The 20,113-nt window shown below is 70.5% G+C and carries 20 protein-coding genes and 1 tRNA gene; 16 read left to right on the top strand and 5 right to left on the bottom strand.

Translation table 11 applies throughout. From position 1 onward, the window contains the following. Positions 1–8 precede the first annotated feature (8 nt). From ACP6CK_RS06540 to ACP6CK_RS06510, 7 genes are all read left to right on the top strand, one after another. Positions 9–1,232 (top strand): LL-diaminopimelate aminotransferase, encoded by a 1,224-nt coding sequence (locus ACP6CK_RS06540; protein ID WP_426958076.1) that lies wholly within the window; start codon positions 9–11, stop codon positions 1,230–1,232. Further along, on the top strand, positions 1,229–2,515 hold the full coding sequence (locus ACP6CK_RS06535; RefSeq protein WP_426958075.1) for a homoserine dehydrogenase: 1,287 nt from the start codon (positions 1,229–1,231) through the stop codon (positions 2,513–2,515). Before ACP6CK_RS06540 ends, ACP6CK_RS06535 begins: the two co-directional genes overlap by 4 nt. Then, positions 2,512–3,513 carry a class II fructose-bisphosphatase gene (gene glpX / locus ACP6CK_RS06530; RefSeq protein WP_426958074.1) on the top strand — a complete coding sequence of 334 codons (1,002 nt, stop codon included), beginning with the start codon at positions 2,512–2,514 and terminating at the stop codon, positions 3,511–3,513. The genes ACP6CK_RS06535 and glpX overlap by 4 nt, the downstream gene beginning before the upstream one ends. Continuing rightward, a complete protein-coding gene (recJ, locus tag ACP6CK_RS06525; RefSeq protein ID WP_426958073.1) occupies positions 3,506–5,287 on the top strand; it encodes a single-stranded-DNA-specific exonuclease RecJ in 1,782 nt (593 codons plus the stop codon). Before glpX ends, recJ begins: the two co-directional genes overlap by 8 nt. A 3-nt stretch (positions 5,288–5,290) precedes the next feature. After that, positions 5,291–5,953 (top strand): hypothetical protein, encoded by a 663-nt coding sequence (locus tag ACP6CK_RS06520; protein ID WP_426958072.1) that lies wholly within the window; start codon positions 5,291–5,293, stop codon positions 5,951–5,953. Positions 5,954–6,009: 56 nt separating this feature from the next. Then, positions 6,010–6,085: transfer RNA gene (locus ACP6CK_RS06515), tRNA-Glu, on the top strand. A 740-nt stretch (positions 6,086–6,825) separates the two neighbouring features. Continuing rightward, positions 6,826–7,095, top strand: a complete 270-nt coding sequence (locus tag ACP6CK_RS06510; RefSeq protein ID WP_426958071.1) for a hypothetical protein — start codon at positions 6,826–6,828, stop codon at positions 7,093–7,095. Here ACP6CK_RS06510 and ACP6CK_RS06505 read toward each other — a convergent pair. Next, positions 7,083–8,510: a cytochrome P450 gene (locus tag ACP6CK_RS06505; protein WP_426958070.1), complete on the bottom strand. Its 1,428-nt coding sequence runs from the start codon at positions 8,508–8,510 to the stop codon at positions 7,083–7,085. The genes ACP6CK_RS06510 and ACP6CK_RS06505 overlap by 13 nt on opposite strands. A gap of 243 nt (positions 8,511–8,753) precedes the next feature. Between ACP6CK_RS06505 and ACP6CK_RS06500 the strand changes: the two genes are divergently transcribed. Beyond that, positions 8,754–9,770, top strand: a complete 1,017-nt coding sequence (locus tag ACP6CK_RS06500; protein ID WP_426958069.1) for a magnesium and cobalt transport protein CorA — start codon at positions 8,754–8,756, stop codon at positions 9,768–9,770. A 33-nt stretch (positions 9,771–9,803) separates the two neighbouring features. On the opposite strand, the gene ACP6CK_RS06495 is transcribed toward ACP6CK_RS06500, so the two are convergent. Both ACP6CK_RS06495 and ACP6CK_RS06490 read right to left on the bottom strand, forming a co-directional pair. After that, the gene (locus ACP6CK_RS06495; RefSeq protein WP_426958068.1) at positions 9,804–10,508 is read right to left on the bottom strand and encodes an NUDIX hydrolase; all 705 of its coding nucleotides are present in this window, start codon (positions 10,506–10,508) and stop codon (positions 9,804–9,806) included. A 4-nt stretch (positions 10,509–10,512) separates the two neighbouring features. After that, complete coding sequence (locus ACP6CK_RS06490) at positions 10,513–11,424, bottom strand: SDR family NAD(P)-dependent oxidoreductase (protein WP_426958067.1); 912 nt, start codon at positions 11,422–11,424, stop codon at positions 10,513–10,515. 191 nt (positions 11,425–11,615) lie between these two features. On the opposite strand from ACP6CK_RS06490, the gene ACP6CK_RS06485 reads away from it, so the two are divergent. The 8 genes from ACP6CK_RS06485 to ACP6CK_RS06450 are packed head-to-tail and all read left to right on the top strand — an operon-like array spanning position 11,616 to position 18,066. Next, positions 11,616–12,074 carry an SUF system Fe-S cluster assembly regulator gene (locus ACP6CK_RS06485; RefSeq protein ID WP_426958066.1) on the top strand — a complete coding sequence of 153 codons (459 nt, stop codon included), beginning with the start codon at positions 11,616–11,618 and terminating at the stop codon, positions 12,072–12,074. 9 nt (positions 12,075–12,083) lie between these two features. Continuing rightward, entirely contained in the window at positions 12,084–13,580 is a 1,497-nt protein-coding gene (gene sufB, locus ACP6CK_RS06480) for a Fe-S cluster assembly protein SufB (protein ID WP_426958065.1), read from the top strand. Position 13,581: 1 nt separating this feature from the next. After that, positions 13,582–14,331: a Fe-S cluster assembly ATPase SufC gene (gene sufC, locus ACP6CK_RS06475; protein ID WP_426958064.1), complete on the top strand. Its 750-nt coding sequence runs from the start codon at positions 13,582–13,584 to the stop codon at positions 14,329–14,331. Beyond that, the gene (gene sufD / locus ACP6CK_RS06470; RefSeq protein WP_426958063.1) at positions 14,328–15,608 is read left to right on the top strand and encodes a Fe-S cluster assembly protein SufD; all 1,281 of its coding nucleotides are present in this window, start codon (positions 14,328–14,330) and stop codon (positions 15,606–15,608) included. The genes sufC and sufD overlap by 4 nt, the downstream gene beginning before the upstream one ends. Beyond that, positions 15,608–16,849 (top strand): aminotransferase class V-fold PLP-dependent enzyme, encoded by a 1,242-nt coding sequence (locus tag ACP6CK_RS06465; protein ID WP_426958062.1) that lies wholly within the window; start codon positions 15,608–15,610, stop codon positions 16,847–16,849. Before sufD ends, ACP6CK_RS06465 begins: the two co-directional genes overlap by 1 nt. Continuing rightward, positions 16,849–17,310, top strand: coding sequence for a Fe-S cluster assembly sulfur transfer protein SufU (sufU, locus tag ACP6CK_RS06460; protein WP_426958061.1), 462 nt, complete (start codon positions 16,849–16,851; stop codon positions 17,308–17,310). Before ACP6CK_RS06465 ends, sufU begins: the two co-directional genes overlap by 1 nt. Beyond that, on the top strand, positions 17,303–17,671 hold the full coding sequence (locus tag ACP6CK_RS06455) for an SUF system Fe-S cluster assembly protein (protein WP_426958060.1): 369 nt from the start codon (positions 17,303–17,305) through the stop codon (positions 17,669–17,671). The genes sufU and ACP6CK_RS06455 overlap by 8 nt, the downstream gene beginning before the upstream one ends. Before the next feature lie 23 nt (positions 17,672–17,694). After that, entirely contained in the window at positions 17,695–18,066 is a 372-nt protein-coding gene (locus ACP6CK_RS06450; RefSeq protein ID WP_426958059.1) for a HesB/IscA family protein, read from the top strand. Positions 18,067–18,155: 89 nt separating this feature from the next. Here ACP6CK_RS06450 and ACP6CK_RS06445 read toward each other — a convergent pair whose 3' ends face one another. Then, positions 18,156–19,094: an MBL fold metallo-hydrolase gene (locus ACP6CK_RS06445; protein ID WP_426958058.1), complete on the bottom strand. Its 939-nt coding sequence runs from the start codon at positions 19,092–19,094 to the stop codon at positions 18,156–18,158. Positions 19,095–19,105: 11 nt separating this feature from the next. After that, positions 19,106–20,074 carry an MBL fold metallo-hydrolase gene (locus tag ACP6CK_RS06440; protein WP_426958057.1) on the bottom strand — a complete coding sequence of 323 codons (969 nt, stop codon included), beginning with the start codon at positions 20,072–20,074 and terminating at the stop codon, positions 19,106–19,108. Positions 20,075–20,113 lie beyond the last annotated feature (39 nt).

Genomic DNA, 20,113 nt, shown 5'->3' with positions numbered 1-20,113 from the left:
TTCCGCTCATGACCGAAGAGTTCCACCGCATTCGCCGCCTGCCGCCCTATGTTTTCGCGGAGGTGAACGCCGCCAAGGCCAAGGCCCGTGCCGCCGCCGAGGACGTGGTGGACCTGGGCATGGGCAATCCGGACAGCCCGACCCCGCCGCACATCGTCGCGAAGCTGATCGAGGCGGTTCAGGACCCGCGCACGCACCGCTACTCCGCATCGAAGGGGATTCCCGGGCTGCGTAAGGCTCTGGCCGGCTATTACGACCGCCGCTTCGGCGTGAAGCTTGATCCGGAGACGGAGGTGGTGGCGACGCTCGGCAGCAAGGAGGGGCTGGCGAACCTCGCCCAGGCCATCGCCTCCCCGGGCGACACGATCCTCGTGCCGAACCCGTCCTATCCGATCCACCAGTTCGGCTTCCTGATCGCCGGCGCCTCTGTCCGCAGCCTGCCCTACACGCCGGATGACGAGATGCTGCGCGCGATCGACCGCGCCGTCCGCCATTCCGTGCCGAAACCGACCGCTGTCATCGTGAACTACCCGTCCAACCCGACGGCGCTGGTGGCGAGCCTCGACTTCTACCGGGAACTGGTGGCGCTCTGCCGGCAGCACGAGCTCTTCATCCTGTCGGACCTCGCCTATGCGGAGCTCTATTTCGACGGCAAGCCGCCGCCCTCCGTGCTGGAGGTGCCGGGCGCGAAGGAGGTGACGGTCGAGTTCACCTCGCTCTCCAAAACCTACAACATGCCGGGCTGGCGCATGGGTTTCGCCGCGGGCAATCCGCGGCTCATCGCGGCGCTCACGCGCGTGAAGTCCTACCTCGACTACGGCGCCTTCACGCCGATCCAGGTGGCGGCGACCGCGGCGCTGAACGGCCCGCAGGACTGCATCGAGGAGATGCGCACCCTGTATCGCGAGCGCCGCGACGTGCTGGTGAAGGGGCTGCATCAGGCGGGCTGGGACGTGCCGTCCCCGGAGGCCTCGATGTTCCTCTGGGCCCCGATCCCCGACCGGTTCCGCAACCTCGGCTCCGTCGAGTTCTCGAAGCTGCTGCTGGCGCGGGCGAAGGTCGCGGTGGCGCCCGGCATCGGCTTCGGCGAGCACGGGGACGACCACGTCCGCATCGCGCTGGTGGAGAACACCCACCGCATCCGCCAGGCGCTGCGCGGCATCCGCAGCTTCCTGCAGGGTGACAATGCCGGCCCGGCCATCGAAGAAGCCGCTCCGCTGGTGCGCGCGTGAGCAAACCGCTTTCCGTTGCGGTGGCCGGCCTGGGCACCGTCGGCGCCGGTGTGCTGGGCCTCCTGCGGGCCAATGCCGATCTCATCTCCGCACGGGCCGGGCGCCCGATCGCCGTCACAGCCGTCTCGGCCCGCGACCGCACGCGGGATCGCGGCGTCTCCATCTCCGGGCTGCGCTGGTACGACGATCCGGTGGCGCTGGCGTCCGATCCCGGCGTGGACGTGGTGGTCGAGACGATCGGCGGCAGCGAGGGGCCGGCGCGCGACCTGATCGGCGCGGCCCTGGCCGCAGGCAAGCCCGTGGTCACGGCGAACAAGGCGCTGCTGGCGATCCACGGCGCTGAGCTTGCCCAGGCCGCGGAGCGCGCCCGCGTGCCCCTGGCCTTCGAGGCGGCGGTCGCCGGCGGCATCCCCGCGATCAAGGCGATCCGCGAGGGTCTGGCCGGCAACCGCATCCTGCGCGTGACCGGTATCCTGAACGGCACCTGCAACTACATCCTGACCCAGATGCGCGAGCGCGGTCGTGAGTTCGCCGAGGCGCTGGCCGACGCGCAGCGTCTGGGCTACGCGGAGGCCGATCCATCTTTCGACGTGGACGGGGTGGATGCCGCGCACAAGCTGGCGATCCTGGCGGCGCTCGCCTTCGGGCGGCCGGTGGATTTCGGCGCCGTGCACGTGGAGGGGATCCGCGGTGTGTCCGCCCTCGACATCAAGCTGGCCGAGGAGCTGGGCTACCGGATCAAGCTCCTCGGCCTCGCGACCTGTTCGGAGGCTGGCGTGGAAGCGCGGGTGCATCCCTGCATGGTCCCGGTGGCGCATCCCATCGCGACGGTGGACGGCGTCTTCAACGCCATCGTCGCAGAAGGCGACCATGTCGGCCGCGTGGTCCTGGAGGGACGCGGCGCGGGCGCCGGGCCGACCGCCAGCGCCGTGGTCGCTGATCTCGTCGACATCGCGCGCGGCCGGCACACGCCGGTCTGGGGCGCGGAATCCCTCTCGGCCATGCCCTCCGTCGGGATGGAGGGGCGCAGCGGCGCCTATTACCTCCGCTTGATGGTGGTGGACCGCCCCGGCGTGATCGCCGACGTGACCGGCGCGCTCCGCGACGCCGGCATCTCCCTCGAATCCATGCTCCAGCGCGGCCGTTCCCCGGGGGAGGCTGTGCCCGTCGTGCTGACGACGCACGACGCGTCCGAGGTCGCGATGCGCGAGGCCGTGCGCCGGATCGCCGCGCTCGACGCCGTGCTGGAACCCCCCGCCCTCATCCGGATCGAGAACCCATGAGCGAGAACCGTTCCTCCATCGACCCCAACGCGCCGCTGCGGAGCGATCGCAACCTCGCCCTGGAGCTGGTGCGCGTGACGGAGGCGGCCGCCATCGCCTCCTCCCGCTGGATCGGGCGTGGGGACAAGAACGCCGCGGACGGCGCGGCCGTCGACGCCATGCGCCGCGCCTTCGATTCGGTCGCCATCGCCGGGACCGTGGTGATCGGCGAGGGCGAGATGGACGAGGCGCCGATGCTCTACATCGGCGAGAAGGTCGGCTCCGGCGGGCCGGAGGTGGACATCGCGGTGGACCCGCTGGAGGGCACCTCCATCTGCGCGCGAGGCATGCCCAATGCCATCGCCACCGTGGCCGTGGCGGAGAAGGGCGGCTTCCTGCACGCGCCCGACATCTACATGGACAAGATCGCGGTTGGTCCCGGCCTGCCCGCGGGCGTTGTCCACCTGGATGCCGGCCCGAAGGAGAATCTGCGGGAACTGGCGCGCGCGAAGAAGGCGGAGATCGAGGACCTCGTCGTCTGCATCCTCGACCGCGACCGGCACAAGGAGATCATCCGAGCCTGCCGCGAGGCCGGCGCGCGGATCATGCTGATTCCGGACGGCGACGTGGCGGGCGTGGTGGCCTGCTCCCAGCCCGGCGCGGGGGTGGACATGTATCTCGGCTGGGGCGGCGCGCCGGAGGGCGTGCTGGCGGCGGCGGCGCTGCGCTGCATCGGCGGGCAGATGCAGGGCCGCCTGATCTACGAGGACGACACGCAGCGCGAGCGGGCGAAGTCCATGGGCATCGCCGACCCGAACCGCATCTTCAACGTGGAAGACATGGCGCGAGGCGACGTGATGTTCTCCGCGACCGGCGTCACCACGGGCGCGATGCTGCGCGGCGTGCAGCGCACCACCACCTCCGCCGTGACGCACTCCATCGTCATGCGCAGCAAGACGGGCACGGTGCGCTACGTGGAGGGCCACCACAACTTTGCCGTCAAGCACGGCTTTGCCTGACGTCATCCAGCCCGACGCCGTCCTCGGCGTCACGCGCTCCGTCACCGGCCGGCGCTGGGTGTGGCGGCAGCATGACGCGCGCGCGGGGCTCGCCATCGCGCAGCGGCTGGACGTGCCGGAGGTGGTGGGCCGCCTCCTCTCGGCCCGCGGGGTCGGGGTGGAGGAAGCGGGGATCTTCCTGGAGCCCCGCCTTCGCGCGCTGATGCCGGACCCGTCCTGCCTGAAGGACATGGACCTGGCGGCGGAGCGTCTGGCGGCCGCGGTCCGGTCGGGCGAGAGCGTGGTGGTCTACAGCGACTACGACGCGGACGGCGCCTGCGCGGGCGCGCTGATGGTGCGCGTGCTGCGGGACCTCGGCCTCTCGGCCACGCATTACGTGCCCGACCGCATCAAGGAGGGCTACGGGCCGAACGCCCCGGCGGTCGCGGCGCTCTGCGAGGCGGGGGCCTCCCTCATCCTCTGCGTGGACTGCGGCATCTCGGCGCACGCTGCCCTGGCCGTGGCGGAGGGCCGGGCGGACGTCATCGTCCTGGACCATCACAAGGCGGAGGGGCCGCCGCCGCCGGTGCTGGCCACGGTGAATCCGAACCGGCTGGACTGCGAGTCCGGCCTGCGTCACCTCTGCGCGGCGGCCGTCTGCTTCATGGCCGCGGTGGCGCTGCACCGGAACTTGCGCCGGATCGGCTGGTTCGAGACGCGGCCCGAGCCGCCTCTGCTGGACCTTCTCGACCTCGTCGCGCTGGCCACAGTGTGCGACGTGATGCCGCTGACCGGGCTGAACCGGGCCCTGGTCGCGCAGGGCCTGCGCGTGATGGCCCGGCGGGGACGCCAGGGCATCGCCGCGCTGCTGGAGGTCGCGGGCGTGCGGGAAGCGCCGACCGCCCATTCTCTCGGCTTCGGGCTGGGGCCGCGGATCAACGCGTCCGGCCGGATCGGCGAGAGCGACCTCGCTCTGCGGCTGCTGCTGGAGGCGGATTCGATCGAGGCGCGAGCGATGGCCGAGCGCCTGGACACGATCAATCGCCGCCGCCAGGAGGTGGAGGCCGAGGTCATGGGTGCCGCCATGAGCATGGCCGAGGCCGGCGTCGCTGCCGGGCACCCCGTCCTGGTCATCTGCGGCGACGGCTGGCACCCGGGCGTGGTCGGCATCGTGGCCGGGCGGGTGAAGGAGCGGTTCAACCGGCCGGCCCTCGTCGCCGGGGTAGCGGACGGGATGGCGAAGGGCTCGGGCCGGTCCATCCCCGGCCTCGATCTCGGCGCCGCGGTCATCGCGGCGCGACAGGCCGGCCTGCTGGACACCGGGGGAGGGCACCCCATGGCCGCGGGCTTCACCTTCCGTGCGGACCGCCGCGGCGAGCTGCAGGATTTTCTCAACGCGCGCCTGATCCGCGACTCCGGGCTGACGGACGCGGCGGACCTCGTGGTGGACGGGACGCTCTCCGTCGCCGCGGCGACCACGGCGCTGGCCCAGCAGGTTGCGCGGCTGGCGCCGTTCGGGGCCGGGAACGAAGAGCCGGTTTTCACGATCCGCCACGCCCGGATCGCTCGCGCCGACCGCGTGGGGAAGGAGGGCGGCACCGTCCGGGCCTTCCTGGAAGGGGAGGACGGCGCGCGGCTGAAGGCGGTCTGCTTCCGCGCGAAGGAGGGGCCTCTCGCGCAGCTTCTGCTAACCGCGCGCGGCGCCCCGGTGCATCTCTGCGGGCTGCTGCGGGCCGAGAGCTGGAATGGCGACGTCACCACCAGCTTGCATGTGCTGGACGCCGCACCGGCCTGAACCGTGCGGCCCGCGCGGCCGTGGCATGCCGGCCGCAACCTTGCCCCGGGCGGCGGCACGGCCTACCTCGCCCCGCTGATCGCCACCGCGGAGGCGCCCGTGCCCCCCAGACCTGCTTTCCTGTCCATTCTTCTCCTGCTCGGCGCCTGCGGCGAGCGGTATTCGGCCGACACCTACTCGACCCGCGCCGTGCAGCAGGCGAACCAGGTGCAGCAGGGAGTCATCGTCGGCGCCCGGCCCGTGCAGATCTCCGCGGACGGGACGACCGGCGCGGGGGTCGGCGCGGCCGCCGGCGGCATCGTGGGCGGGGCGGCGCCGGCGGGGAGCAACATCGGCACGGCCCTCGGCGCCGTAGGCGGCGGGCTGATCGGCGGCCTGTTCGGGAGCGCGACGGAGCGGGTTGTGAACGACAGCGCGGCCACCGAGTACGTCGTGCGCCGGGCCAATGGCGAGCTCGTCTCCGTGACGCAGCGGGACGTCCCGCCGCTTCCGGTAGGCCAGAAGGTGCTGGTCATCGCCGGCGCCCAGGCACGGATCGTGCCTGACTACACCGTGGAGGAGCGCCCGACCGCGCCCGCCGAAGCGCCCGGGCGCGCGGAGCCGCCCCGGCAGGAGCCCGGGGCACCGACGCCCCTGGTCCCGCCGGAGGTCCCGCTGGCCCTTTAGGATCAGGACGCTGGACGCTGCCCGCCCCGCGTTGTAGTGACCCGCGGCGCCTCCCTGTCCCGTTCGTCTAGAGGCCTAGGACGCGGCCCTTTCAAGGCTGCAACACGGGTTCGAATCCCGTACGGGACGCCAACTCCCCCTCTGAGTGGGAGGTGGAGAACGGTCGTCTTTTCCCGGCGCCCGGTGGTCGGCGCGCGCGCCATCCAGACGCCGCGTGAAACCGACGCGACAGCAGGCGACATTCGCACGTGACAGGGTTCCGCTAGCCTCTCATGTGCTGCGCCTGGGTGGGCCTGGAGGCGGGCTTGGCAACCTCATTCCCCATGGGGCCGCTCCCCTTACGAAGAGGCCCAGGCGTCAGAACATCGCGGGTCCGGACCTCGTGGCTCCGCGGCACCGCCCGCGTCAATGGCGTCGCCCGCTGCTGTGATGCACCAAGGGCCCGCCGAGGATCACGGCGGTCAGGGCACATGTCCTGTGACCGCCGGCCCCGATCCATCGCACGCGCTGGGTGGACGGCAGGTAAGGTCTGGGTGTGGCCCTGATGCGTGTGTCTTGTGACGTGCCGTCAATTCGGAAAAGAGCGTTCTGGCACCCACCCCGCCCGGAGGCGCGCACCAGACGCGGCGGAGTCTGCACGGGCCTCCTCGCCATGGTGCCACACACAACCAGCGTCCAGTTCCTCCGACCTCGAGATCAGGCATACCGTGCCGTCTCTGCCGTCAGACCGAATGGCCGGATGCGCGGAAGCTGTCGCGCCGCATTCTAACGCAACCTTGTCTAGAGGGACTCGGAGCGGCCCGGCTAAGTTTCGATTCGTGAGGATGAAGGGAGAACGCCTAATGCCGAAATTTGGCGGTTTCAAACGCCCCGTGGGCGCTCTGCTCCGCGGGGGCCTGCTCGCCTTCGCGCTGTTTGCGGCGCTCGGTTTCGTCGGCCGCGCCGAGGCGGCGCCGCGCCCGATCCTGCCCGAGGCCGCGATGACGGTCATGGGCCAGGAGGGGGCCGTCGAGCCGGTGCAATACTACTATCGCCGGTACCGCCGTCCGTATTACGCGCGGCCCTATTACCGCCGGTACTACTACCGCCCGGCCCCGCGCTACTACCGTCGCTACTATCGGCCCCGCTACTACCGGTACTGAGGTCGTGGCGCGACCGGGTCGGGATCTCCCGACCCGGATCGCTGGATCATCCGCGCGGCTGATGTGGCTCGGTCGGAGATGGGCCGAAGAACCAGCCGCATTCCGCGCTCTGGCCGCAGTGTCAGGCGGAAGCGAGGAAGGGGCGATGTCCCCGGCGCGACGTCGAAGCGCCGGATCAGCAACGCCAGCAGCGTCGTCATCTCTGCCATGCCGAAGGCTGCGCCGGCGCACACACGCGGGCCGAGGCCGAAGGGCAGGTAAGCGAAGCGCGGAATGCGCTTCGCGTTCTCGGGCAGGAATCGCTCGGGCCGGAAGGCGTGGGGCGCCTCCCAGATCTCCTCGTGCCGGTGCAGCAGCCAGGGAATGCAGAGCAGTGTGTCGCCGGGCTTAAGGGTCCAGCGCCGGATCCGGTCGGCGGCCGCCGGCTGGCGGGACAGCACGGCCACCGGCGGATAGAGCCGCATCGCTTCCTGGATCACGGCGCGCGTGTTCACGAGCGAGGTCAACTGAGCCACCTCGGGGGCCGCCGGGCCGAGAACGGCATCCAACTCCTCACGGACCAGCCGGATCCAGTCCGGATGCGAGGCGAGGAGGAAGAAGGTCCAGGCGAGCGCGTTCGCGGCCGTCTCGCTGCCCGCGAGGAGCAGCATTGCCACCTCGTCCAGCACGCCGGTCTCGTCGAGCAACGACCCACCGCCCTCGCGACGTGCCTGCCGCAGGCCCGCCAGATAGCCCTCCTCGCCGGCATGGGAGGCGATCAGGCGAGCGATCCTCTCCCGGATATCCGCCGCGGCCCGGAGTGTCCCGCGCTTCTGGCGCCCGGATGCCCAGTTCGGCAGGCCGAGCAGATGCGGCAGGTCGATGACCTGCACGCGCGACTGATAGACGGTGAAGGCGTCCGCGATGCCGCGTGCCTCCTCCTCCGGCACGTTGTCGCCGAAGACGGCGCGCAGCATGACAGTCAGCGTCGCGGTGGCGAGGTCCGGGGCGACGTCCACGATGCCGCCATCGGGCCCGGCCAGCCCGGACCAGCGCGCGGCGAGATCCTCTGCCACCGCCTGGAACACGGGCTGGAAGCGGCCGACGCCCGAGGGATGAAGCATCCGCGCGACAGGGGCCCGCCGCGTGGACCAGATCTCCCCGTGATTGGCGAAGAGGCTGCCGCCGATCACCGGACGAAGGGCCTGCTCCTTGAAGTGGCTCTTGCGCTCGTAGATGGCGTGGCGGGCGACGAAAACCTCGCGCACGACATCCGGGCTGTTCACGATGACGATCTGCCGGCGCAGCACGCGCACGGCCATGACCTGTCGGCGGTAGGCAACGCGGGGCAGGATGGCCAGCACGTCGCCCCGATAAGCCAGCAAGCCGCGCAGCAGCCCCGGAGCGTGCTCGGGCGGCATAGGGCGCGGGGGCAACGATGGGTCGTCTGGCAGGGGCACGCCGGATCGGGGAGGGGGACACTGGTCCCGGGACAATCAGGGCGACGCCGGCGGCGTCCGTGTTCACCATGGCACCCGGCGCACCGAGCGGCAACGCCGCGAGTTCCGCGCGCGTTGGCGTGCGAGGGCCGGCAGGACCGCGGCGTCCCGATCCCCGCAACGGATCGTTTGCGCCCCTCGCAATCGGGTCTAGCCTTCCCTCCCCAAGGGGAGGAGAGCATGGATCAGCCAACGTCCCTCTCCGTGCCCGGTCCGCAGACGCGCCGACCGGGCGTCGTGGCCTCCATCGCCTATGCGGGCGGGCGGCCGGTGGCAGAGGTGCCGATCGCCGAGGCCGGCACCTGGTCCCGCACGCCGGGACACGTGGTCTGGATCGGCCTGCTGGAGCCCGACGAGCCGCTTCTGGCGGAGGTCCAGGCCCAGTTCGCCCTCCATGACCTCGCGATCGAGGACGCGCACAAGGCGCACCAGCGCCCGAAGGTGGAGCGTTACGGGGAGGCGCTCTTCATCGTCGCCCGCACCGCCCAGATGGTGGAAGGGCGCGTGGCCTTCGGGGAGACGCACCTCTTTGTCGGTCGCGGTTACGTCGTCTCGGTGCGGCACGGCGCCTCCACCTCCTACGCTGCCGTTCGGGCACGCAGCGAGGCCTGCCCGATCACCCTCTCCCACGGGGAGGTCTACATTCTCTACGCCATCCTCGACTTCATCGTGGACGAGCACCTGCCCGTGTTGGAGACGATCACGGCGGAGGTGGAGGGGATCGAGGATCGGGTGCTCGACGGCAGCCTCGATCAGTCCGGGGTGGAGAGACTCTACACCCTGCGGCGGGATCTGCTGCGCCTCCGCAACGGCGTGGTTCCGCTGGCGGAGGTCTGCAAGCGGCTGGAGCATCCGGAGGTCCTGCCCCACGACCCGGCGATGCAGCCCTTTCTCCGCGACGTCACCGACCACGTCCGGCGCGTGCAGGAAGAGATCGAGTCGCTCCGCGAGGTCCTCGCCTTCGCCTTCGAGGCGAGCCTGCTCACGGGGCAGGCGCAGCAGACGCAGATCACCCGTCGGCTCGCCTCCTGGGCCGCCATCCTCGCGGTGCCGACCGCCATCGCCGGCATCTACGGCATGAACTTCGAGCACATGCCGGAGCTGAAATGGGAGGGCGCCTACTACGTCGTCCTGCTGGTGATCGGAGGAATCTGCGCAGGTCTGTGGTGGCGCCTGCGGCGGATGGGCTGGCTGTAGGGAGCGCGGAAGCTGGCCGCGGCGGACCTTCCGTCAGCCAGGGCTGCGCGGGGACATCCGCTCCAGCCGCCGCGTATCGCGGCCCTGGTACCAGATGAGCGGCCGCGTGGCCCGCTCGGCTTCCGGCAACTCCATCACGGCCGCGAACTCCCGCAGCACGCGGCCGGTGATCTGAGCGAGCTCGTGCGGCGGCGTCTCGCCGACCTTGTACCAGCCCAGGTGCTCCAGCTCGCCGGAGCCGCCCATCATACCCGTCACCGCCTCGGCCGGAGCCATGAGGAACCTGGCATTGAAGCGGACGGGGCTCATCGCCGGCGTCAGGGCGCGGCAGAGGTAGCGCATCGGCGCGAGATCGGCCTGGAGCCGCCCCGCTTCCATCCGGCCGAGCAGGAGACCCGTCTCCTCCTCCAGCTCCCGGGCGGCCGCGATGCCGATGGCGCGCGCCAGTCGTGGGGCGGCGCGCAGCTCCAGGGCGCGGCGCGTGTGATCCTCCAGCTCGGACAGGGCAGGGGCCTTGCGGTCCTCCGGGTCCACGCGTCCGCCGGGGAAGACCAGGCGCTGCGGCATGAAGCGGTGCTTCGCGCTCCGCACGCCCATCAGCACCTCGTAGCCATTCCCGGCACGGCGCCAGAGAAGGAGGGTCGCCGCGTCGCGGGGGCGCGCCACCTTCTCCGGCTTGGCCTCGCCGGCCGCGGTGAAGTCGGTGGCCAGCATCGGCCGGGGCGGGCTGTCCGTCACGGGATCAGATCGGGTCCCACGAAAACACGTCCGGCGAGCGGTCCAGCGGCAGGAAGTGGGACCGCAGCGCGGGCAGGGCCTGCTCCGCGATGGCCTCGGGCGTCCAGCCCTCTCCGCGGTGGACGGAGCGGACGGGGCGCGGCTGGCTGAAGAGGAAGATCTCGTTCATCCGCGGGGCGAAGACCTGGCCCGTGACCTCCCTCGCCGCGTCGGAGGCCAGAAAAACAGCGAGCGGCGCGTTCTTCTCCGGCCCCATGGCCTGGAGCTTCGCGACCCGCGCCTTCTGCTCCGGCGTCTCCGCCGGGATGGAGGAGGTCATGCGGCTCCAGGCGAAAGGAGCGATGCAGTTCGACCGCACCCCGAAGCGCTGCATGTCCAGCGCGATGGACTTCGACAGCGCGAGGATGCCGAGCTTCGCCGCGGAGTAGTTCGCCTGCCCGAAATTGCCGATCAGGCCGGAGGTCGAGGTCATGTGCACGAAGGCGCCCGAGCCCTGCGCCCGGAAGGGCTCCGCCGCGGCCCGGGAGACGAAGAAGGAGCCGTGAAGGTGGACATCCACCACGGCCCGCCACTCGGTCTCGCTCATCTTGTGGAAGATCTGGTCCCGCAGGATGCCGGCGTTGTTCACCACAATGTCGAGCCGCCCGAAGCTGTCCATTGCCGACTGCACGATCCGCCGGGCACTGTCCCAGCCGGCCACGCTGTCGGTATTGGCCACCGCCTGCCCGCCGCGCTGCTGGATGATGGCGACGGTCTGCTGGCCCGGCGTGGCGGAGGTCTCGCCCTCACCGGTCAGGGAGGCGCCGATGTCGTTTACCACGACCTTCGCTCCGGCCATCGCCATGGCGAGGGCGATCTCCCGCCCGATCCCGCCCCCAGCACCCGTGATGATCGCGACCTTGCCGTCCAGCATCATGCCGGCCTCTCCTCCTGGGCTGCGGCACCCCTTCTAGGCTCGGGCGTCCGGCGCCGGAAGCCGGGCAGCCGCGAATCACTCGCAAGTCGTTGTTTTAGCCGGGGCCGCCTTGACTTCGGGGGGGCGGCAACGCATTTCGGCTCCATACCGGACCGCAGCGGTCCGGTATCCCAACGACCGGACCAAACCCCGTGCTTCGCCTGTCCAAGCTCGCGGATTACGCCGTCGTCCTCCTCGCCCGCATGGGCACGGAGGGCGGGCTGCACACCGCCCCGGCCCTCGCCACCGCGACCGGCCTCGCCGAGCCCACCGTGGCCAAGGTGCTCCGCATGCTCTCCGGCGCCGGGCTGGTGGAGGCGCAGCGGGGGGCCCGAGGCGGCCATCGCCTGACCCGCGCCACCGCCGCCATCCCGCTGGCGGAGGTGATCGTCGCCATGGACGGCCCGATCGCGCTGACGGCCTGCGTGGACGGCGCCAGCGGCGGCTGCGAGGCCGAGGGTCACTGCCCCGTCCGCGGCCGCTGGGACCCGGTGAACGCCGCCGTTCGCGCCGCGCTCACTGCCGTGACCATCGCCGATCTCGCGCGCCCCTCCTGCGCCGAGCTTCACCACCGCCCCGCCGTCGCGCCCCACCACGCCGCCGCCGAGTAGGAACCCCTGATGCCTGCCGTCGAAGAGACCATCGAGACCGTCCGGGATGCCACGCAGGGCACCTACAAATGGGGTTTCGAGACCGACATCGAGATGGAGTTCGCCCCCAAGGGGCTGAACGAGGACATCGTCCGCTTCATCTCCGCGAAGAAGAACGAGCCCGCCTGGCTGCTCGAGTGGCGCCTGCGCGCCTTCGCCATGTGGCAGGAGATGGAGGAGCCGCGCTGGCCCGCCGTCACCTACCCGCCGATCGACTACCAGGATGCCTATTACTATGCGGCGCCGAAGACGAAGGCAGGCCCGAAGTCCCTCGACGAGGTGGACCCGGAGCTGCTGAAGACCTACGCGAAGCTCGGCATCCCGCTGAAGGAGCAGGCGATCCTCGCGGGCGTCGAGGGCGCGGGCGAAACGCCCGCTGCCGGGCGCATGCCGATCGCCGTGGACGCCGTGTTCGACAGCGTCTCCGTCGCCACCTCCTACAAGGAGCGGCTGGCGAAGGAGGGAATTATCTTCTGCGCCATCTCCGAGGCGGTGCAGGAACACCCGGAGCTCGTGCGCAAGTACCTGGGCAGCGTCGTGCCGCAGGGCGACAACTTCTTCGCGGCACTGAACAGCGCGGTCTTCACCGATGGCTCCTTCGTCTACATCCCGAAGGGCGTGCGCTGCCCGATGGAGCTGTCCACCTATTTCCGCATCAATGCGAAGAGCACGGGCCAGTTCGAGCGCACCCTGATCATCGCGGATGAGGGCAGTATGGTGTCGTACCTGGAGGGCTGCACGGCCCCGCAACGGGACGAGAACCAGCTTCACGCCGCCGTGGTGGAGCTCGTCGCTCTCGACGATGCGTCCATCAAGTACTCCACCGTCCAGAACTGGTATCCCGGCGACGAGAACGGGAAGGGCGGCATCTATAACTTCGTCACCAAGCGCGCGGCCTGCCGCGGCAAGCGCAGCAAGGTGTCCTGGACGCAGGTGGAGACCGGTTCCGCCATTACCTGGAAGTACCCGTCCTGTATCCTGCAGGGCGAGGAGTCGGTGGGCGAGTTCTACTCCGTCGCCATCACCAACAACTTCCAGCAGGCCGACACCGGCACGAAGATGATCCACCTCGGCGCGAACACGAAGTCAACCATCGTGTCCAAGGGCATCTCGGCGGGGCAGGGGCAGAACACCTATCGCGGGCTCGTCCGGATCAGCCCGAAGGCGAAGAACGCGCGCAACTTCACCCAGTGCGATTCCCTGCTGATCGGGGATCGCTGCGGGGCGCACACGGTTCCTTACATCGAGAACCGTTGCCTCTCGGCCAAGGTGGAGCACGAGGCGACGACCTCCCGCATCGCCGAGGACCAGCTGTTCTACTGCCGCCAGCGCGGCCTCTCGCAGGAGGACGCGGTCGGACTGATCGTGAACGGCTTCTGCCGCGAGGTGCTGAAGGAACTCCCGATGGAGTTCGCGGTGGAGGCGCAGAAACTCTTGCAGATCTCCCTTGAGGGGAGCGTGGGCTGAGATGCTGAAGATCGAGAACCTGCACGCCGAGGTCGATGGCAAGCCCATCCTGAAGGGCATCAGCCTGGAGGTCCCCACGGGCGAGGTGCACGCCGTGATGGGCCCGAACGGCTCCGGCAAGTCCACGCTCTCCTACGCCCTGGCGGGCCGGGAGGGCTACGAGATCACCGAGGGCTCCGTCACCTTCGACGGCCAGGACCTGCTCGCGATGGAGCCGGAGGAGCGCGCCGCGACCGGCCTCTTCCTGGCGTTCCAGTACCCGGTGGAGCTGCCCGGCGTCGGCAACGCGAATTTCCTTCGCACGGCGCTGAATGCCATTCGCCGCAACCGCGGCGAGGCGGAGCTGGACGCGATGCAGTTCCTGAAGGTGGCGCGCGCCCGCATGAAGGACCTCTCCATGCCGGAGGACATGCTGAAGCGCGGCGTGAATGTCGGCTTCTCCGGTGGCGAGAAGAAGCGCAATGAGGTGCTGCAGATGGCGTTGCTGGCCCCGAAGCTGGCGATCCTCGACGAGACGGACAGCGGCCTCGACATCGACGCGCTGAAGATCGTGGCCGATGGCGTCAACGCGCTCCGTGGCCCGAACTTCTCCGCCCTGGTCATCACCCACTACCAGCGCCTGCTGAACCACATCGTGCCGGACCGCGTGCACGTGCTGGCGGCGGGCCGGATCGTGACCTCCGGCGGCCCCGAGCTGGCGCACCGGCTGGAGGCCGAGGGCTACGCCGGCGTGCTGGGGGAGGCCGCATGAACGCCGCCCCCGAGAGCAACGCGGCCGCCTTCGTCGCGCGCTACCGCGCCACCGCCGACCAACTGTGCGGCGATGACCGCGTCCGTGCCCTACGCGAGGCCGCGGCCGAGACCCTCTCCGCCGGGGGCCTGCCGTCCCGCCGCGTCGAGGCCTGGCGCTACACGGACCTGAACCCGATGCTCCGCGCCGGCTTCAGCGAGGCGCTGACCGTGATCGCCACCACCCCCGACCTGCCCGTCGCGCGCGCGCCGCATCGGGCTGTTTTCGTGGATGGACGCTACCGGGCCGATCTCTCGACGCTCGGCGAACTGCCGGCGCGGTCCCTTGCGGAGGTCATCCCGCACGCGTCGCCTTTCCTGAACACGGTGGCGGCCGCGTCCCAGCCGATGGTGACGCTGAACACCCTTCTCTTCGAGGACGGGCTGGTACTGGACCTGCCGGAAGGTGAGGATGCCGGCCGGCTGGAACTGCTCGCCGTCTCCACGGGCGCCACGCCGACCAGCCACCATCCCCGCCACCTCATCCGCCTCGCCCGCCGCGCCCGGCTGACGCTCATCGAGACGGCGCTGTCGCCCGCGGGTGCGCGTCACCTGCACAACCCGGTCTTCGAGATCGAGGTCGCGGAGGACGCGCATCTCGCCCATGTCCGCGTGCAGCGGGAGGCGGAGACCGCCTACCACCTCGCTCATCTCGGCGTGCGTGTGGCGGAGGGGGGCACCTATGACGGCTTCGTCCTGAACGCCGGCGGCCGCCTGTCCCGGTCCGAGACCCATCTCCAGCTGAACGGCCCTAAGGCGGCCGCGCATCTGAACGGTGCGCAGCTGGTCGCCGATGGTCAGGTCGCGGACACGACGACCGCGCTGGACCACGCCGCGCCGAACTGCGCGTCCCGCCAGACGGTCAAGACCGTGCTCGCCGGACGGGCCCGCGGTGTCTTCCAGGGCAAGATCCTGGTGCGGCGCGAGGCGCAGAAGACCGACGGCTACCAGATGAACCAAACCCTCCTGCTGAGCGAGGAGGCCGAGATCGATAGCAAGCCACAGCTGGAGATCTACGCCGACGACGTGAAGTGCTCGCACGGCGCGACGGCGGGTGCCCTGGACCCGGACAGCCTCTTCTACCTCCGCGCCCGCGGCATCCCGGCGGATGTCGCCCGCTCCATGCTCGTCCGCGCCTTTCTGCAGGAGGCGGTGGAGATCGTGGAGGACGAGGCCGCGCGCGAGGCGCTGGAAGAAGCTGTGCAGGGCTGGTGGTCGCTGCACGGGGAGGCCGCGTGATGGACGGCTCCCTCCGCCCCGCCTTCGACGTGCAGCGCATCCGGCAGGATTTCCCGATCCTGTCCACCACGGTGCGCGGCAAGCCGCTCGTCTTCCTGGATTCCGGCGCCTCCGCCCAGAAGCCGCGCCAGGTGATCGAGGCGATGGTGCGGATGATGGAGACGTCCTACGCCAACGTGCACCGCGGCGCCTACCACCTGAGCGAGGCCTCTACCGCCGCCTATGAGGCGGCGCGGGAGGCCGTGGCGCGCTTCATCAACGCCGCAGACAGCCGCGAGGTCGTCTTCAGCTATAGCAGCACGGCCGCGATCAACCTCGTCGCTCATTCCTACGGACGTGGCGTGCTGCGTCCCGGGCAGGCGGTGGTCGTGTCCCAGATGGAGCACCACGCCAACTTCGTCCCCTGGCAGATGCTCCGGGAGGCGCACGGGATCGAGTTGCGCGTCGCCCGCATCACCGATGCCGGGGAACTGGACTTGGCGGACCTCGAGGCCAAGCTGGCCGACGGGAAGGTCGGACTGGTCACCGTCACACACATGTCCAACGTGTTGGGCACGGTGACCCCGGCCGCACGGATCGCGGCGCTGGCGCACGCGCACGGCGCTAAGGTGCTGTTCGACGGCTCCCAGGCCGCCGTGCACCGGCGCGTAGATGTGCAGGCACTGGACGCCGACTTCTACGTCTTCACCGGCCACAAGCTTTACGGCCCGACCGGCATCGGCGTGCTCTGGGCGCGGCGGGAGCTGCTGGAGCGGATGCCGCCCTTCCTCGGCGGCGGCGACATGATCGCGGAGGTGACGGAGGACGGCTTCCTTCCCGCGCCCGTTCCCGCGAAGTTCGAGGCCGGGACGCCACCGATCGTGGAAGCGATCGGTCTGCACGCCGCGATCAATTACGTCACCGCCATCGGCATGGACGCGGTGGAGGCGCATGAGCGGTCGCTGGTGGACCACGCCATGACCCGCCTCTCCGCCGTGGACGGCCTGACCGTCCTCGGCCGCGCCCAGGACCGCGGCGGCGTCTTCTCCTTCGCGCTCGACGGGGCGCACGCTCACGACCTCTCCACCCTGCTGGATCGCGTCGGCATCGCGGTGCGCGCCGGCCGCCACTGCGCGGAGCCGCTGCACGCCCGCATCGGCCATGACAGCACCTGCCGCGCCTCCTTCGGCCTCTACACCACGCATGAGGAGGTGGATTTCCTGGCCGATGCGCTGACCAGCGCAAGAAAGTTCTTCTCCTGATGTTCGACGACCTGCGCGACCTCTATCAGGAGGTCATCCTGGACCACGGACGGAAGCCCCGGAACTTTCGGCGGCTCGACTCGGCCGACCTCTCCGCCCGCGGCGACAATCCGATGTGCGGCGACCGGATGGAGCTGTGGCTCGACATGGAGGGCGACCGCATCAAGGACGCCGCCTTCCAGGGGCGCGGCTGCGCTATCTCCATGGCCAGTGCCTCGCTGATGACGGAGACGGTGCGGGACAAGACGGCCGAGGAGGCGCGCATCCTCGCAACGCGCTTCCGCGAGCTCGCCATGACCGGCACCTGCCCGGAATGCGGCGGCGCGCTGGAGGAGGAGATGGAGCGTCTTCAGCCCCTCGCTGGCGTGCACGAGTTCCCGAGCCGGGTGAAGTGCGCCACCCTCGCCTGGCACACGCTGAACACCGCCCTGGACGGCGGCAAGGAGGCCTCCAGTGAGTGAGGGCGCGACCCGGCACGAAGCCTGGACCCCTGACGGCCCCGTCCCGCCCGCCCCGCAGAAGGTGGACGAGAACGCGGTGCTCGACGCGATCAAGACGGTCTACGATCCCGAGATCCCCGTGGACATCTACGAGCTCGGCCTCGTCTACTCCGTGGACATCACGGACGAGGGCGCGGTGAAGGTGGAGATGACGCTCACCACGCCGTCCTGCCCCTCGGCCCAGGAATTGCCGGGGATGGTTGAAGAGGCGGTGCGCACCGTTCCCGGCGTGACCGACGCGAAGACCGAGATCGTGTGGGACCCCCCCTGGGACCCGTCCCGCATGAGCGACGACGCGAAGCTCGCGTTGAACATGTACTGACGACGGCGCACATGGAGACGACCATGAGCACGACCACCACGACCCCCGCCAAGCCCCGCCGCGCCCTGCCGCCCCTGATGACCCTTTCGGACGGGGCCGCGGACCGCCTGCGCGCGCTGTACGACAAGGCCGAGGGGAACAAGCTGCTGCGCGTCTCCGTCTCCACCAAGGGCTGTTCCGGCCTATCCTATAAGCTGGACTGGGTAGACGCGGCGGGCCCGGGCGACGAGACGGTGACCGACAAGGGCCTGACCGTCCTGGTCGATCGCAAGGCCAGCCTGTTCCTGATCGGCACGGTCATGGATTACGAGCAGAAGGCGATGTCCGCCGGCTTCACCTTCACCAATCCGAACGAGAAGGGTCGCTGCGGCTGCGGCGAATCCTTCCACGTCTGACCCCTTCGCGCTGAACAGCCCGCGGGGTCCAGGGGCGACGCCTGGCCCCGGCGGAGGGTCCGGGAGGCGGAGCCACCCGGAGTGCGGCTTCAGGGGTCGCCCGGCACCAGCCGGTAGCCCGACCCGGCCCGCTCCACCTGCCCCGTCGCGGGCAGGGGGAAGTGGTAGCCGATGATCGGCACGCGGTCCGCTGCCACCCGGTCCAGCAGGGCCTTGCGCGTGGCCACCGCCTGGGTCGGGTCCATGTCCACCGGCGGGTACCACTCTGGATTGGCCATGAAGACCGGCGGGGCCGTCACGACGTCCCCGATCACCATCAGCTGCGCCGGCCCGTCCGACACGAGGAAGCTCGTATGCCCGGGGCTGTGGCCGGGCGTGCTGACGGCCGTGATCCCCGACGCCACCTCCGCGCCCGCCCCGAACTGCTCGACCTTGGCGGCATAGGGCGCGAACCGTCGGCGGGCGTTCGCGAAGTTCGGACGCCGGAACTCCGTGGCGCGCGATTCCTCGCCCGAGTCATTCCAGTAGGCCCATTCCCGCGCCGGAACCTTGATCGCCGCGTTCGGGAAGGCCGCGGACCCATCCGCATTCAAAAGCCCGCCGACATGGTCGGGGTGGAAATGGGTGAACAGCACGGTGGTCACGGCCGAGGGGTCGAGACCCGCCGCCCGCAGGGCCGCGAACATCTGCCCGGTGCCAGGCGCGCCGCCCTGGCCGTTGCCCGTGTCGATCAGCACCAGCCCCGACCGAGTCCCGACCACCGTCTGGTTGTATGGGTTGTCGTACCGCGTGCCCTGCACGCCACCGGCGGAGAGCGCGGCTGCCACCTGTTCCGGCTGAGCGTTCACCACCAGCCCGCGCGTCACGTCCGGCCTGAGGACGGTGCCGTCCTGCACGATCGTGACGGGGAGCGCGCCCACCCGGAGAGCGTGGAAGCGCGGTGCTGCCTCGCTGCCCTGCGCGCGCGCCACGGCCGGCAACGCGGCGCTCGCGGCAGCCGCGGCCAGCATGTCCCGGCGATGGATCATGACCATGCCCCCTACAGTCCGGTGGACCAGTCGGCGGCGACGAAGCGGTATCCGTTCCCCTCCTTGGCCAAGTATCCGTTCGCAGGGAAGGGGAAGTGGTACCCCGTCACGCGGATGCGGTCCGTGGCGACGCGGTCATAGAGGCGGCGCCGCGACGCTTCGGCCATGGCGGGATCGAAGTCGAAGACGATGTGGAAGTCGGGCCGGCGGGCCAGGAGCTCCGGCCGGTTCGTCGCGTCCGCCACGAACATCGCCTGCGCGTTCCCGTCGGCGATCAGGTACGCCGTATGCCCGGGCGTATGGCCATGCGCCGCGACGGCGCGGATGCCCGGCGCCACCTCCGCCCCATCCTCGACCTGCCGGATCTTGCCGGCATACGGCGCGAAGCGCCGAGCCGAGTTCGCGAAGTTCGGCCGTTGCCCCTCGGGCGAGCGGGACTCGTTGGTGGCGTCGTTCCACCAGCGCCACTCGGCGGCGGGCACCACCACCTCGGCATTCGGGAAAGCGGCGGCCCCCTCGGCATTCAGCAGGCCGTTCACGTGGTCGCCGTGAAAGTGGCTCATCACGACCAGGTTCACCCGCGCATGATCCAGGCCGGCCGCGCGCATGTTCTCGATCATCTTGCCGTTGGTCGCGTTCGCCGGCGTCACGCCGTTGCCCGTGTCGAACACGATCAGCTGCCGGCCCGTGTCCACGAAGGTGATCGTGAAGGGAATGGCGATCTGGTCGGTCGGCAGAAAGCTCTCGGCCAGGACGCGCTGCACTTCCTCCAAGGGGGCGTTCTGCACGAAGCCGGCGACGGGGCGGCGGAAGAAGCCGTCATGGACCGTCGTGACCGTGTAGCTGCCGACCTTGAAGCGGTAGAAGCCTGGCGCCTGGGTGACGGGGGTGGCGGGCGGCGCCGCTTGCGCCAGGACGGGCCGGGCGGACAGCAGGGCAGGGGCGGCCAGCCCGGCCGCCATTATCACGCGTCGTTGCATCGCTCGTCGCCTCCTCGGGGCGCCGATGGTGCCACCGTT

Origin of the sequence: Muricoccus radiodurans (assembly GCF_050154705.1) — a bacterium.
Classification (GTDB): Bacteria; Pseudomonadota; Alphaproteobacteria; order Acetobacterales; family Acetobacteraceae; genus Roseomonas; species Roseomonas radiodurans.
Note: the sequence above shows the minus strand (reverse complement) of the source record. Positions and strands in the feature narration are given on the sequence as shown.

What these genes read in the sequence shown, in the direction of transcription:
- sufD (WP_426958063.1), top strand. Translation starts at nt 14,328, where the DNA reads ATGAACGCCGCCCCCGAGAGCAACGCGGCCGCCTTCGTCGCGCGCTAC.
- sufB (WP_426958065.1), top strand. Translation starts at nt 12,084, where the DNA reads ATGCCTGCCGTCGAAGAGACCATCGAGACCGTCCGGGATGCCACGCAG.
- ACP6CK_RS06440 (WP_426958057.1), bottom strand. Translation starts at nt 20,074, where the DNA reads ATGCAACGACGCGTGATAATGGCGGCCGGGCTGGCCGCCCCTGCCCTG.
- sufU (WP_426958061.1), top strand. Translation starts at nt 16,849, where the DNA reads ATGTTCGACGACCTGCGCGACCTCTATCAGGAGGTCATCCTGGACCAC.
- ACP6CK_RS06500 (WP_426958069.1), top strand. Translation starts at nt 8,754, where the DNA reads ATGGATCAGCCAACGTCCCTCTCCGTGCCCGGTCCGCAGACGCGCCGA.
- ACP6CK_RS06540 (WP_426958076.1), top strand. Translation starts at nt 9, where the DNA reads ATGACCGAAGAGTTCCACCGCATTCGCCGCCTGCCGCCCTATGTTTTC.
- glpX (WP_426958074.1), top strand. Translation starts at nt 2,512, where the DNA reads ATGAGCGAGAACCGTTCCTCCATCGACCCCAACGCGCCGCTGCGGAGC.
- sufC (WP_426958064.1), top strand. Translation starts at nt 13,582, where the DNA reads ATGCTGAAGATCGAGAACCTGCACGCCGAGGTCGATGGCAAGCCCATC.
- ACP6CK_RS06465 (WP_426958062.1), top strand. Translation starts at nt 15,608, where the DNA reads ATGGACGGCTCCCTCCGCCCCGCCTTCGACGTGCAGCGCATCCGGCAG.
- ACP6CK_RS06445 (WP_426958058.1), bottom strand. Translation starts at nt 19,094, where the DNA reads ATGATCCATCGCCGGGACATGCTGGCCGCGGCTGCCGCGAGCGCCGCG.
- ACP6CK_RS06490 (WP_426958067.1), bottom strand. Translation starts at nt 11,424, where the DNA reads ATGATGCTGGACGGCAAGGTCGCGATCATCACGGGTGCTGGGGGCGGG.
- ACP6CK_RS06450 (WP_426958059.1), top strand. Translation starts at nt 17,695, where the DNA reads ATGAGCACGACCACCACGACCCCCGCCAAGCCCCGCCGCGCCCTGCCG.